The organism is Corallococcus exiguus, assembly GCF_009909105.1.
Taxonomy (GTDB): Bacteria; Myxococcota; Myxococcia; order Myxococcales; family Myxococcaceae; genus Corallococcus; species Corallococcus exiguus.
The window spans coordinates 436,579-450,050 of sequence record NZ_JAAAPK010000004.1 but is presented as its reverse complement, the minus strand read 5'-3'; the positions used below and the strand labels follow the sequence as shown (position 1 = coordinate 450,050).

Annotated in this window: 11 protein-coding genes; 4 read left to right on the top strand and 7 right to left on the bottom strand. The window is 68.2% G+C overall.

The features are described from left to right. Positions 1-13: 13 nt before the first annotated feature. Both GTZ93_RS17980 and GTZ93_RS17975 read right to left on the bottom strand, forming a co-directional pair. Entirely contained in the window at positions 14-1,441 is a 1,428-nt protein-coding gene (locus GTZ93_RS17980) for a sigma-54-dependent transcriptional regulator (protein ID WP_126933040.1), read from the bottom strand. Beyond that, a complete protein-coding gene (locus GTZ93_RS17975; protein WP_139914898.1) occupies positions 1,431-2,927 on the bottom strand; it encodes a HAMP domain-containing sensor histidine kinase in 1,497 nt (498 codons plus the stop codon). Before GTZ93_RS17975 ends, GTZ93_RS17980 begins: the two co-directional genes overlap by 11 nt. A 172-nt stretch (positions 2,928-3,099) precedes the next feature. Here GTZ93_RS17975 and GTZ93_RS17970 point away from each other — a divergent pair, with 172 nt between their 5' ends. Both GTZ93_RS17970 and GTZ93_RS17965 read left to right on the top strand, forming a co-directional pair. Further along, a complete protein-coding gene (locus GTZ93_RS17970; protein WP_161662893.1) occupies positions 3,100-4,863 on the top strand; it encodes a SulP family inorganic anion transporter in 1,764 nt (587 codons plus the stop codon). A gap of 120 nt (positions 4,864-4,983) precedes the next feature. After that, on the top strand, positions 4,984-5,436 hold the full coding sequence (locus GTZ93_RS17965) for a YciI family protein (RefSeq protein ID WP_139914900.1): 453 nt from the start codon (positions 4,984-4,986) through the stop codon (positions 5,434-5,436). Between the two features lie 18 nt (positions 5,437-5,454). On the opposite strand, the gene GTZ93_RS42325 is transcribed toward GTZ93_RS17965, so the two are convergent. The 3 genes from GTZ93_RS42325 to GTZ93_RS17940 all read right to left on the bottom strand — a co-directional run bounded on the left by GTZ93_RS42325 (position 5,455) and on the right by GTZ93_RS17940 (position 8,808). Further along, positions 5,455-6,102, bottom strand: coding sequence for a hypothetical protein (locus GTZ93_RS42325; protein ID WP_180945976.1), 648 nt, complete (start codon positions 6,100-6,102; stop codon positions 5,455-5,457). Beyond that, on the bottom strand, positions 6,099-8,096 hold the full coding sequence (locus GTZ93_RS42320) for an AHH domain-containing protein (protein ID WP_180945977.1): 1,998 nt from the start codon (positions 8,094-8,096) through the stop codon (positions 6,099-6,101). The genes GTZ93_RS42325 and GTZ93_RS42320 overlap by 4 nt, the downstream gene beginning before the upstream one ends. Before the next feature lie 358 nt (positions 8,097-8,454). After that, the gene (locus GTZ93_RS17940; protein WP_139914901.1) at positions 8,455-8,808 is read right to left on the bottom strand and encodes a hypothetical protein; all 354 of its coding nucleotides are present in this window, start codon (positions 8,806-8,808) and stop codon (positions 8,455-8,457) included. A gap of 67 nt (positions 8,809-8,875) precedes the next feature. Between GTZ93_RS17940 and GTZ93_RS17935 the strand changes: the two genes are divergently transcribed. After that, positions 8,876-9,484 carry a hypothetical protein gene (locus tag GTZ93_RS17935; RefSeq protein ID WP_139914902.1) on the top strand — a complete coding sequence of 203 codons (609 nt, stop codon included), beginning with the start codon at positions 8,876-8,878 and terminating at the stop codon, positions 9,482-9,484. A 22-nt stretch (positions 9,485-9,506) separates the two neighbouring features. Here GTZ93_RS17935 and GTZ93_RS17930 read toward each other — a convergent pair whose 3' ends face one another. Further along, a complete protein-coding gene (locus tag GTZ93_RS17930) occupies positions 9,507-11,165 on the bottom strand; it encodes an amidase (protein WP_139914903.1) in 1,659 nt (552 codons plus the stop codon). A gap of 160 nt (positions 11,166-11,325) precedes the next feature. Here GTZ93_RS17930 and GTZ93_RS17925 point away from each other — a divergent pair, with 160 nt between their 5' ends. Further along, entirely contained in the window at positions 11,326-12,216 is an 891-nt protein-coding gene (locus GTZ93_RS17925) for a hypothetical protein (protein ID WP_139914904.1), read from the top strand. Between the two features lie 117 nt (positions 12,217-12,333). Here GTZ93_RS17925 and GTZ93_RS17920 read toward each other — a convergent pair whose 3' ends face one another. Beyond that, positions 12,334-13,239 (bottom strand): bile acid:sodium symporter family protein, encoded by a 906-nt coding sequence (locus tag GTZ93_RS17920; RefSeq protein WP_139914905.1) that lies wholly within the window; start codon positions 13,237-13,239, stop codon positions 12,334-12,336. Positions 13,240-13,472 lie beyond the last annotated feature (233 nt).

Here is a 13,472-nt window from a genome sequence, read left to right as displayed (position 1 = left end):
TGGGGGCCCGCCCTCAGGGTGTTTCCTTGAAGTCAGCGGCGGACAGGCCGTGCCGCTTGAGCAAATCGTAGAAGTCGCTCCGGTTGCGCCCGGCCATTCGCGCCGCGGCACTGACACTGCCGCTGCTGCGGCGCATGGCCTCCGCGAGGTAGGCGCGCTCGAAGGCATCGCGGGCCTCGCGCAGCGATGGCAAGGCCTCGGCCCCGACGGGAACACCCGGCAGCTGCGCGCTCTCGGCGGGGGGCCGCTCCAGCGCCTGCCCCAGGCGCGGCACATGTCGCGGTTGAAGCTCGTCCGCGCCGGCCAGGAGCACCGCGGCCTCCATCTCGTGGATGAGCTCCCGGACGTTGCCAGGCCAGCCATAGCGCTGCATCAGCTCCACCGTCGCGGGCGCCAGGCGTGGCGGACGCAGGCCATAGCGGTTCGCGGTGCGCTCCAGGAAGAGCTGCGCGAGCAAGGGGATGTCCTCGAGCCGCTCGCGCAGGGGTGGCAGCTCGATGGGCACCACGTGCAACCGGAAGTAGAGGTCCTGACGAAAGCGCTTCGCGGCCACCTCCTCCGCGAGGTCCCGGTTGGTGGCGGCGACCACCCGCACGTCCACGGACTCCTCCACGTCCGCGCCCACGCGCGTGAGCCGCTGCTCCTGCAGCACGCGCAGGAGCTTCACCTGCACGGACGGGGACGCCTCGCCGATTTCATCCAGGAACAGCGTGCCGCCGTTGGCCGCGCCAAACAGGCCCTCGCGCTCGCGCACGGCCCCGGAGAACGCGCCCTTCACGTGCCCAAACAGCTCGCTCTCCAGCAGCTCTGGCGGAAGGGCGCCGCAGTTGACGGCGACGAAGCGCCCCGCGTTGCGGCGCGAGAGCACGTGGAGCATCCGCGCCGCCAGCTCCTTGCCGGTGCCACTCTCGCCTGTGAGCAGGACGGTGGCGTCGGTGGGGGCAATGCGGGCAATCACCTCGCGCACGCGCGAAATGGCCTCGCTGATGCCCAGGAGCAGGGGCTCGCCCTCTTCCCCCATGCGCCGCCGCAGCTCGGCCACCTCCCGGCGCAGCAGCGAGCGCTCGAGCGCATGCGTGAGCTTCTGCATGAGTTCGTGGTCGTGAAACGGCTTGGTGAGAAAGCCGTAGGCGCCCTCCTGCATGGCCTGCACCGCGGTCTCGATGGAGCCGTGCGCGGTGAGCATGATGACGGACAGCTCGGGGGCCCGCTGTCGCGCGGCCCGGAGCACGTCCATGCCATCCATGTCCTCCAGGCGCAGATCGAGAACCATCGCATCCACGCGCTCCTGCGAGAGCCGGCGCAGGGCGCTCTTGCCCTCGCCCTCCACGGTCACGCGGTAGCCGCGTGACGTCATCCGCATGGACATGAGCTCCGCGAGCTGGAGGTCATCGTCCACCAGGAGCACGTGGGGCTGCTGGACGGGGGACTCAGGCGTCAAGACGGCCTCCAGGGGACGCGGGGTCTTCAAGGGGAATCCAGAAGGTGAAGGTGGCGCCGGGCCCGGACGTGTCCGCGAGTGACAGCTCACCCCCGTGCGCGGTGATCATCTCGCGCGCGATGGTCAGGCCCAGCCCCGTGCTGCGGCGCCCGCCCACTTCGAGGCTCGCGAAGGGCCGGAAGATCCAATCACGCGCATGCGCGGGCACGCCCGGGCCCTGGTCCGCGACGGACAGCTGGACCGCGGGCACGGGGTTGGCGGCGCCAGGGCGCTTGCGGGTCACCAGCTCACACGTGATGCGCACCGTCTTGCCTGCGCTGGAGACAGCGATGGCGTTGCTCACCAGGTTGGACAGGGCACGTTCGACCAGGGGGTCATCGATGGGCGCACGCACGGGCTTCGAGGCCGCGTCGTACACCAGCTGGACCTTGCGCTCATCCGCTTCGAAGGCGAGGTCCCGAAGGACATTCTGGACAATCAGGTCCACCGAGGCCCCGGCATTGCGCTGCAGCGGCTGGCCGGACTGCACGCGAGACAGATCCAACACGGAGGTCACCATGCGAATCTCACGCTCGCACGCGGCCTGTGCGAGCTTCACCACGCGGGCCTGCTGCGGCGTCAGGGGGCCCGTGCTGCCATCGCCCAGGAGCGAGAGGGCCTCGCGCACCCGGGCCAGCGGCGTGCGCAGGTCGTGGGACACCGAGGCCACGAACGCGCTCTTGAGCTGATCCAACTCCGCCAGGCGCCCCCGCATGCGGTCCAGGTCCAGCGAGAGCGCGCGCAGCTCCTCGGGGCCGCGCAATGGAGGCAGCGGGCTGAAGTCACCCTGGCCAATGCGGCGCGCATGCGTGGAGAGCAGCGCCACCGAGTTCGACACCGCACGCGCCTGCGACAAGGCGAGCACTCCCGCGGCGACGATGCCCAGGAGGCCGAAGAGCCCGCCTGAGCTCAGCGCCGCCGACCCGATGGAGCGCGCCTGGTCCTCCTTCGCCTGGATGGCCAGGCGCATGTCCCGCGTGCGCTCGGACCACACCGTGGTGAGGACCTCATCCAGGTGCAGCCGCCGCTCACGCAGGGGAAACGACAGCATCGACTCACAGGTGCCGGCCTGCTCCAATTGCAGGGCGTACTGCACATAGTCCTGGGCGCTCGCGCGGATGCCCGCATCCAGATGCACCGTGCCGGTGCCGAGCGCGGTCTGCAGCACGTGGCGCGCGCTGGCGACAGCGCGGTGCACGGAGGCCGCGCTGCTGTCGTGCTGCTCACAGGCCACCACTCCGCGCCGCACCGCCAGCTCGAGCGCCCAGGCCGCGACGTACACGCGCTGCTCTCGCTCGAAGGAGGCGAGCTCCTCGCGGCCCACGCTCGCCACCACCTCGTGGGTGCGCATGAGGCCCACGGCCATCTGGGAGAAGGCGGCCACCAGCAGCGCGGTAACCACCGCGTAGGACAACAGGAGCCGGGCACGCAGTCGAAGCACCAACATGGCGCGCAATCTAACCCGCGTCCGCGCGCACGGCCCGTCACTTCACACGGCCGTCTGTCGGTCCCAACAGTGTTGGTCCGAGCCGACAGGGGCGCTGAGGGGATGGACCGACAGCGGGGCACGCTCCCCTCTGAGACGGCCCTTGGCACGGCACCTGAAAGGCGTGTCGTCCATGCGTTCGACGACCGCTCTCTCCAAGCCATCCTTCTCGACCCGGCGTGCGGGCGAGCTCATCCACAGCTGGCGCGAGATGGTACAGCCCAGCAGCCTGCCAGCCGACGCGGCCGCCGGCCTGAGCGTGGCGTGCGTGGCACTTCCTCTCAATGTCGCGCTCGCGACCGCCGCGGGACTGCCCGCGAGCGTGGGGCTCGTCTCCGGCGTGGTGTCAGGCGTCGTGGGCGGGCTGTTCAGCGGCAGCCGCTTCCAGGTCACGGGCCCGGAGGCGGCGCTGCTGCCCCTGGCCGCGGCCATCGTGGCGGCGCACGGGGCCGCGGGCCTCGCCATCGCCACGGTGCTCGCGGGCGCCATGCAGGTGGCGTTGGGGCTCATGCGCGCCGGCCGGTTCGCGCGGCTCATCCCACGGCCGGTGGTGATGGGCTTCACGGTGGGCATTGGTCTGCTGCTGCTCAACACGCAGCTGCCGCGGCTGTTCGCGGTGGAGGACACGCACGCGGACGCCGTGGCGCTCGCGCTGCAGCACAACTGGGGCGAGCGCGTGGGCTGGCTCGGGGTTGCCGCCGGAGCCCTCACGGCGCTGGCCATGGTGGCCCTGCCCAAGGTGCACAAGCGCATCCCCGCGGTGCTCGTGGGGCTGACGATTGGCACCGTGCTCATGGTCTGGCTCGGGGCGGGCTACGACGCGGTGGGCGCCCTGCCGCGCTCGCTGCCCATGCCGACGCTGCCGTCCTTCGAGGGCGTGCACCTCGCGAGCCTCCTGCCGGCGGCCTTCGGCCTCGCGCTGCTTGCGTCGCTCGGCTCGCTGCTCGCGACGAGCTCGCTCGATGCGCTCACGGGTGCGAGCACCCACAGTGACCTGGACCAGGACCTGATGGCGCAAGGCCTGGCCAACATCACCGCCGGACTGATTGGCGGCTTCCCGGTGATGGGCGCCATCGTGCGCGCCAGCGCTTCCATTCAAGCGGGCGCGCGCACCCGCGCCGCTTCCGTCATGCATGCACTGTGGCTCTTCGTGGCCATGGCGCTGCTCGCGCCGCTGGTGGCGCGCATCCCCATTGCCGCACTCACCGCCATCCTGCTGGTCGTGGGGGTGCGCCTGCTCAATCTGGAGGGCCTTGTTGCCATGTGGAATCAGTCCAAGTCGACGTTGAGCGTGGTGCTCGTCACCGCGCTGGGGATCGCTATGTTCAACGTGTTTGTCGGCATCGGGGCCGGGCTCGCGCTGGCGAGCCTCCTCTACGTGCGTCGCCATGGCGCCCTGCGGCTGGAGGTGCAGCGGGTGACGGATGCGTCGCTGCTGCAGCGCGGCCTGCACATGCAGGCGCCGGAAGCGACCAACGCCCCCGAGGCGCTGGACCTCATGGTGGCGCGCGTGGACGGGCCCATCCTGTTCATCAACCACCTCAAGCTCTACGACCTCGTGGACGGTCCGCCCTGGGCGAAGCTGGTGGTCATCGACCTGTCGAGGGTGTCGCTGGTGGACGCCGCCGGTTTGGCGACGCTCCAGTACCTGGCGGAGTTCCTCGCCGTGCGCAGCGCGCACCTGGCGCTGGTGAAGGTGCCGCCCCACCTGGAGGCCGCGCTCGAGCCGCTCTCGAAGCACCTGCTCGAAGGGCGGATGCACGGCTCGCTCGAGGGTGCGCTCCTGGGGGCGGGCCTCATGCAGCCCGCGCCCGTGGAGGAGCCTGTCGCCCACCCCGCGCACGCGTATACCGCCGCGCACAGCAGCGGGCTGGCGCTCGAGGGGCGGGGCGGATAGCCCGCCGCGCTCAACGGCAGAAGCGAGCCGGAGCCTCGACGGTTCCGGCTCGCGGAGCACCCGGTTTCACCGCGGGACAATGGCGCGATGTCGGGTCAGCCCCCTAGGGTGCCCCACACCATGCTCACCACCACGCTGCTGTTGCTCGCCCTCTCCTCCACTCCTGCCGCGCCAGGCGCGCCGGCAACGAAGGCCGCGGCCCCGGCCGAGGAGAAGGTCGAGTTCGACAAGCACTACCTCGTCCTGCTCAAGCGGGCGCCCAACGCGCCCAAGATGGAGCCCGAGGCCCTCCAGAAGCTGCAGGGCGAGCACCTCGCGCACCTCAATCGCATGGGGGAGAGCGGGAAGATGGTGCTCGCGGGCCCCTTCGACGAGCAGGACGACGTGGGCATGCGCGGCGCGTGCATCTTCCGCACGGCCACGAAGCAGGAGGCGCGGCAGCTCGCCGAGCAGGACCCGATGGTCAAGGCGGGCCGGATGCAGGTGGAGGTGCTCGCCTGGTACACCGAGAAGGGCTACCTCGCCTTCCCCAAGGCGCCGCCCGCGGAAGCGCCGAAGCCCCCGCGGAAGTAGCGGCTCAGGGCAGGTTCGTCACCGTTGGGGACGCCACCAGAGCCCCTTCAGTTCCGCGCGTTCACACGCCTGCCGGGCCTCCTCCGAGAAGCAGTAGAAGGAGAGTTCAGGGACGGAGAACACCGGAGGAAAACCTCCCACTGGGGGGTTGAGGACAAGGGGGCGCGCCTTCTCCTTGCCCAGCAATCCCGCTCTGGACTGGTGGAAGGGCACCCCTTTCACCAGGGTACGTTCGCGGTCGAGGCAGTCGGTCTCCTCCAGCAGTTGGAGGATGACGAAGTCCTCGTTCTTCAGGGTCGGGTCTTCTACCGCGTGCCAGGTCCGTTGCCCGGTGAAGCGGTCGCGCACCAGGGACTTGATGCGTTCCGCGTAGATGACCGTGGGGATGAGTCGGTGGCGGAACGGCCCCACGGATTCGAGTACCCCCATCATGCGCCGAGAGAGCAGCAGCAGCCCCCGGGGTGCGGTGAACAGGTGATCGAGCCGGGCCGCGTTCTTCAAGTTGCCGACGAACTCGATGACCTCGGGAGCGCCTCGCTCCCGTTGATAGTCGATGCCCGGCTTGTGGAACGTGACGGACTCGAAGCCGTCGAACTCAATGAGGGTAGCGTCGAAGACACCTTCCTCCTCGATGTGCGAGATGTCGGCCGTCAATGCGTAAATCATGCCGTGAGTGACTCCTCGTGGGAGGGCAACTCCAGCAGCGCCAGCTTCTTGCCCACGACGATTCCATCCTCGCTCAACTCCTTGAGGACATCCATGGGGAGGTTGCCAGACTCAATGGCCTCGCGAAGGTTCATCTCGATTTCGAGGAGCGCGTCTTCGATCTCTCGCGGCGTCAGGTTGGAGCCAGGATTGCGCTTGCCCAGGGCGTCATCCAGTGATTCCAGTGCATCATCCAGCAGCGTGGTGACGTAGCTGTTGTATTTGGGATGGCTGCCCAGGTGCATGATCTTCCCCTTCGGATCCTTGCAGGGCATGTCGAGGATGTTCGTGCCTCGGTCGATGGTGTAGCCCTCGATCCGCTCCAGGGCCTTGCGGATCAGCGGATGTCTCTGGGCAACCGCGTCCGGGATGAGGTGGTGCATGGAGTTGCCGCTGCCAATGCGAACCTCCGCCGCCTTTCGAGCTGCCCGGCCGTGGGTCTTCTCAACCCAATCCAGGTAGTTCTTCCGGTAGCGACTGTAGATGCTGATGCGGGACGTCCCCTTACCGACCTTGAGCACGACCAGTCCATCCTCGGTGACGGTGAGTGCTCCGAGCTCGTCGCCCAGGGCTTTTCCATCCAGGCGGCGAATCCGGTAGGGCTGGGAGCCCTTGCTCATCTTCTCCAGACGGTAGCCTGCTGCCTCCAGTTCCTTCTTGAGGGCGTTGAACCCGGGCGTTCCTTCCTTCGGAATCTTGCGTCCGACGAGCTCCTTGAGCTTGTCCCAGTTGGGCAGCCTCTCCAGCAGCTTCTCCCATTCGGCGTCACTGATGGTGCGCTCGGTCAGGGGCGGTTCGGCATCCGCATGGGAGCCCGAGCCGTCCTTGGTGGCCTTTGACATCAGGGCCGAGCCAGTCCCCCAGGGATTGAAGGGGAGGTAGGTGGACTGCGCGGCGGTGATTGTACCCGGCTGATAGATGGGGACGCCCGCATAGGCACCTCCGGGACCTTGCGCTGCCATCATGTAGAAGCGGGGCGGGGTAATCTTTACTGAGTTCGCCAGCTTGAGGCCGCGTCCCAGGTTGGTCTTCGCTCCCATGACCGCAAGCGCGGCCATGGCGATGCTCATCAGCATCCGGAGGAAGGACTTGCTGGCTTCCTTGAGCTGATCCGGAGAGCCGTTGGCCTCCCAGGCCTGGGTGAGCCACAGTTTGGCGTGCTTCAGGGCCTCCACTCCCGCATCGAGGATCCCTTGAGCGCCGAAGGCCGCCAGTCCCAGCTGGATGATCGCCGCAGCGAGCTGGCCGACGCCCGTGGGCGTTGCCGCCAGTAGGGTGGACAGGGCTTCCGCGGCGATGAAGCCCGCGACAATGGCGCTGATCTCCCGCCAATTTTCCTTGATGGCCTGAGCGTACTGCCCTGTGACTTCTCCGAAGTACATCCCCGACTTGTCGACGGAGGCAATGAGATCCTCCAGGTGCCGGGCGACCTCTCGCGCTCGTGCGAGCGCTCCGCCGGTGATGGAGCCGCTCGGTACTTCTCCCTGGAGGCGGTTGGCGTACGCGATGCTGACAAGCCAGATGCGTTTCCCGGCAACCAACTCCACGCCGCTCCTACCGCGCCGGACTCCAACCCTGCCGTGCTTCACGTTCACGTGGTGGATGACGTTTTCGTAGAAGCGCAGGTCGCGTCCCGGCGCGATGGCATCTTTGTAGATGCGCGCGGCGATTGGCTCCAGCCGATCTCCTGACTGGACCTGATAGAGGGTGGCGGCGGGCTCTGGCAGGTCGAGCGTGATGCGGAAGTCCTGCACGTGACCTCGCAGCAGGTATCCACCCACCAGGGTCGATACGTAGGACCATCCCGGAGTCTGGGCATTGCCTTGGAGCACCGTCACCCGCGTACCCGGGGGAAGGGGAACGGGGGTCAAACAAGAGGAGCCCTTCTCGCCAGCCGGAAGCGTTCTGATGTTGGCGCCTTCGCTGTTGTCGATGAAACCGAATCGGATCGTCATGGACCCCTCCCGTCGAACCGCCGGTGCGAGAAGGAACCATTCAATGGGATGCACCGGCAGTGAAGGACCGGGCGCGTGGGTATGACCTGGCGGCTCCCACTGCTCGGGGCGGGCATCTCCACCTCTCAACTCCTTTCATTCAAGGCGTGGACCAGAACCTCCTGGGACGGGTTCCTGTGCCTCGTCCGGAGTATCTGTCGTGAGATCTTCACGGAGTCATGCAGGACTGGAGGTAGCTGTTGGGACGCGTATAGGCGGGAGAGAAGCCATGTTGAGGGTAAGAGCTGGAGTGGAGGGGCCGAGGAGGACTGGCGCTGAGACGTAAGGGCAGACGCATCCCAGGTCAGTGGGCGCGGCGTCAGTCGGACGGTTCGTCGTCGCGAAGACTTCGGGTGAGTCGGTCGACCCACTTCGCGTCTCGACGTGCCACTCCCCGCCGCAGCCTGTCCAGCCAGGCCGGCGAACCGATGGGGTCCATCCAACCGCCGACATACGGTGAAACCAGCGCCTGGCTTTCACAGCCGGCCTCACGCAGGCGCATCACCTCATGCCATGCGGCCGCGCAGTCCCGGGTCATCCCGGCGACATCAAGGTCGCCGCCATTGCCCGGCACGGCCCCTTCCCACAGCGCCTGGTTCTGGAGGCCGTGCTCGCCCAGTTCGGCCAGCATCGCATTCAGCGAGCACACGATGGCTTCCTGTAGCGCGAGCAATGCATTGCCCCGTACGGTTGACGGTGCGGCTCGACTTCGAAGGGGGACGCATGGTGCAATGACGCACATGCCCAGAGTGTTTCTCTACAATCCCTTCAAGAGCGACTGCATCGAAGACCTCATCGACAGGTGGATCAAGGCAGAGGAGACGCGGGGCTGGACCAAGGACCTGGTGCGGGTGCGACACGGTCCGTACAAGCCGCTCGATGAGCTGGAGGCCGGCGACACGCTCTACATCATTGGCCACGGCGACGTGACGCCGAACCACATGGTCGACCGGGGGCCCACGGAAGGTGGCACCCAGGAAGTCCTCCAGCCGCACGAGCTTGCCGCGCGGGTGTTCTCGGACGGGCTGACCGACAAGGCGATCACCATCAAGATCTACAGTTGTCTGGCGGCCCGGGGCGTCCTGGACAGCTTCGCCACGAACGCGGCGATCCAGATCAAGCTCAAATGTGGAAGCATGGGAGGGATGTCGTGCAAGTTCGACATCTACGGCTACGACGAGATCGTCTCCATCCTGGTCCTGAATCCCAAGACGGGGGAGTACGGTAAGTTCGTCGGTGAGCTGAAGGAGGACGTCACCGGCGTGAGCGAAGACACCATCGAGCTCACCACCGTGAAGGCGAGCTCCTCCAGAAAGCTGCTCGTCAAGAAGGGCTTCGGCTTCATGTAGCGGCCGAAGCCTCCGCCCTCCCCTACGCGCCGCGCAGGTCCACGCTCCGGACGAATCCAGGCTTGCGCCGCGCGTGCGAGGCCTGCTCGTAGGCGTAGGCGAGCTTGAGCAACACGGGCTCACTCCAGGCCCGGCCGATGAAGGACACCCCCACCGGCAGCCCGTACACATCGCCCGCGGGCACCGTGATTGTCGGATAGCCAGACACGGCGGCGGGCGTGGAGCTGCTGCCCAGCCAGTGGTCGCCCAGCACCAGGTCGATGGGCCCCGCCGGGGCCTGCGTCGGAGCCACGAGCGCATCCAACTTGTGCTTGTTCATCACCGCGTCCAGGCCCTCGGCGCGCGAGTACCGGCGGCACGCCGCGAGCGCCTTCTTGTAGGCGGTGTCCGTGAGCGGGCCCTTCTTCTGCGCCTGGAGCAGCAGCTCCTGACCGAAGTAGGGCATCTCGCGCTCGCGGTTCTTCTCGTTGAAGGCGATGAGGTCCGCGAGCGTCCGCACGGGGGCGCCCTCCCCCAGCTGTGCGAGCCAGGCCTCCAGGCCCGCCTTGAACTCATACAGCATCACTTCCAACTCAGGCTCGTCGAGCTTCGCCATGTTGGGCAGCACCACCGGATCCACCAGCACGGCCCCTTGCGCCTTCATCACTTCGAGCGCGCGCTCCACGACCGCGTCCGTGGCCGGGTGGTAGCCAAAGAACCGCTCGCGCGGCACACCGATGCGCGCACCCTTGAGCCCCTGGGGGTCGAGGAACTTCGTGTAGTCCGGGTGGGCGCGGCCCTTGCCCGCGGCGGTGGCCGCGTCGCGTGGGTCCTCGCCCGCGAGCACGCTCAGCAGCGCCGCGGCGTCCGCCACGGTGCGCGTCATGGGACCCGCGGTGTCCTGGGTCGAGGAGATGGGGATGATGCCCGCGCGGCTGACGAGCCCCACCGTGGGCTTCAAACCCACCAGCGCACACGCGGACGCGGGTGAGACGATGGAGCCGTCCGTCTCCGTGCCCACCGACACGGCGCAGAAGCTGGCCGCGGTGGCCGCGCCCGAACCGGAGCTTGAACCGGAAGGGGTCCGGTCGAGCGCATAGGGATTGCGGCACAGGCCGCCACGGCCGCTCCAGCCGCTCATCGAGTGCGTGGAGCGGAAGTTGGCCCACTCGCTGAGGTTCGTCTTGCCCAGCAGGACGGCGCCGGCGGCGCGCAGCCGATCCACGATGAAGGCGTCACGCGGGGGAACGGCGCCCACCAGCGCGAGCGAGCCCGCGGTGGTCTGCATCTTGTCCGCCGTGGCGATGTTGTCCTTGATGAGCACGGGGATGCCGTGCAGCGGCCCGCGCGCGCCCTTCGCCTTGCGCTCGGCGTCCAGCGCGTCGGCCAGCGTGAGCGCGTCGGGGTTCAGCTCGATGACCGAACACAACGGCAGGTCCCCGGTGCGGTCGAGCGCACGGATGCGCCCAAGGTAGGCCTCCGTCAGCCCCCGCGCGGTGTGCTTGCCGGACTCCAGGCCCGCGCGCAGCTCCGCGACGGTCGCCTCCTCGAGCGCGAAGGCCCCGGGCGCGGCGGCGGTCGACGTGGCGGCGCGCGCATCACGGGCGGCCAGCGCCCCCGTCACTGCCGCCGCGGCCCCGAGGAGCGTGCGGCGGGAGAGACCCGTCGGGTTCACATCGGAAGCAGCCGTCTTCTTCGTCATGGAGCAGGCACCCGTTCGTGGAGGGGCGCCAAGTGGACCCCATTCCCCCACCGGGAGGAAGAGCCGTGACGAGTGTCTTGTGACAAGGCTGGCACAATCCCAGTCAGGGGCGGTGTCAGGGGCGTGTGATACAGATAATGCTTCACCTGGAGATCCCCCCATGCATCTACGTGCCCTTGCATTGACCTGCCTCACCGCGCTCGCGGCCTGTGACAACACCCCCATCGAATCCGAGTCCCAGGAGGAGCTGGGCGTCAGCACCGCCGCGGAGACGGCGACCCGCCTCTACGCCACGGTGGGCAACAACGAGCTGAGCTTCGAGACGCTCGGCACCTTCGAGCAGCGTGACGGCGTCCGCGCGCTCGTCATCCGCGCCACCGCGAACCGCTACCTCGCGGACGTCCTCAGCTTCGTTCCGGACGACGCCTTCGGCGACGCGAACGTCATCAGCGAGCGCCGGTTCGAGATCGTCCTCCACGAAGGGCACGAGCTCAACACGATGCTCTCGGGCCTGCCGCTCTTCGTCAAGGTCACCACCAACACGGGCACGCCGCGCTCGTATACCGCGCGCATCGTGGTGGCCCCGCGCTTCTACGACTTCCGCGGCGACTCGGGCATCTGGATCGACGAGGCGGTCACTCCCCGCTACGTCGTCCAGGGCAACGAAAACCTCATCTACCGGGGCCACGCCTCGGTCGCCGGCTACACCGACTGGCTCTCCGTCACGGCGCCGGACGGCATCCCGTCCGTCTACGGCCGGCCCAACTACAAGCTCGACTGGACGTACACGAAGCTGCACGAGGCCATCGACCCGCACACGGTCCCGCTCGCCTTCAGCGCTGGCGGCGACAACGGCGCGACGATGCAGAAGACCGCCCGGCTGGTGGCGCGCGTGACGGAGTTCGCGCTCACCGACGGCGACGCCTACGACGTCTGGCCCAGCGCGCCCTGCGACCCCGCCGTCTCCGCCTGCTACCACTCGAAGCCCGCAGGCACGACGGACTTCAGCCAGTGCGGCACCTACCGCCAGGTCCTGCGCTGCACGTACTGAGCGACCCGCGGCAGGTGTAATCCAGCGGTCGTCGTGAACGGGCCTGTTCCCTCGTGAGGTGTCCTGGGGGAGCAGGCCTGTCGTGTCAGTGCTTCAGCCGTGCACGGGCAAGGACGTTCACGGAGCCCTGCGCGGCTGCAGCTCCTCCGCGGTCGCGCTCGTGGCCAGTCTCCGGGCGACCAGGGCGCCGAAGACTCCGGCGGTGAAGAACATGATGACGCTGTAGATGGCCGCGGGAATGGCCATCACGCCGTCGTTGAGCAACCGGGGGCTGGAGGCAATGGCGATGGCGAGCGTGCCGTTGTGGATGCCGACCTCCATCGCGATCGCCACCGCCTGCTTGCGCTCGACACGCAGCAGGATGGGCACCACGAAACCCACCGCCATGCTGGCCAGGTTGAAGGCAAGCGCCGCGAGCCCCACGCTCTGGAAGTACGTGCTCAGCTGATCCCGCTCCTTGAGCGTCGCCGCGAGCACCACGAGCACCAGGAACAGCGCCGAGATGATACGCACGGGCCTGTCCAGGCCATTCGCGAGCGCAGGCCGCTTCGCGCGCACAAGCATTCCCATCGAGATGGGCACCAGGACGATGCCGAACACCTGGACGATCTTGGCGAACTGCAACGGAATGGCGCGCTCCTCCCCCATGAAGTGCGCCAGGGAGAAGTTCACGATGAGCGGCAGCGTGAGCAACGACAGCACGCTGTTGACCGCCGTCAGGCTGACGTTCAACGCGACATCGCCCTTGGCCAGGTGGCTGAAGAGGTTCGCGGTCGCACCGCCCGGCGTGGCGGAGAGCAGCATCAACCCCACGGCGAGTTGGGGAGGCAACCCGAAGCCGGTCGCGATGGCGTAACAGACCGCGGGCATGAGCAGCGTCTGACAGCCCAGGCCCACCAGCGCCGCGCGCGGATACACCGCCACGCGGCGGAAGTCCGCGAGGGTGAGGCTCAGCCCGAGGCCGAGCATGATCACCCCCAGGGCAATCGGCAGGAACACTTCCGTGATGACACTGCTCTGCATGGCGGGCCCCCAGCGAAAGCACACACTCTGCCAGAAAGACCCGCTCCGCAGGAGCCCGAGCCCAACCCGACCCACTGCACCGCGACGCTGGCTGGGCTACGAGCACCTGGCCCTGGGCTTCAAGGACGACCCCGCGAAGACCTCCGGGTTCGACGACGAGGGCCAGCGCGCCAGCGACAGCTCCTACTCGTACTTCAACCCGGGCTGGAGTTCAGCACGCGCATCGCGCCCGG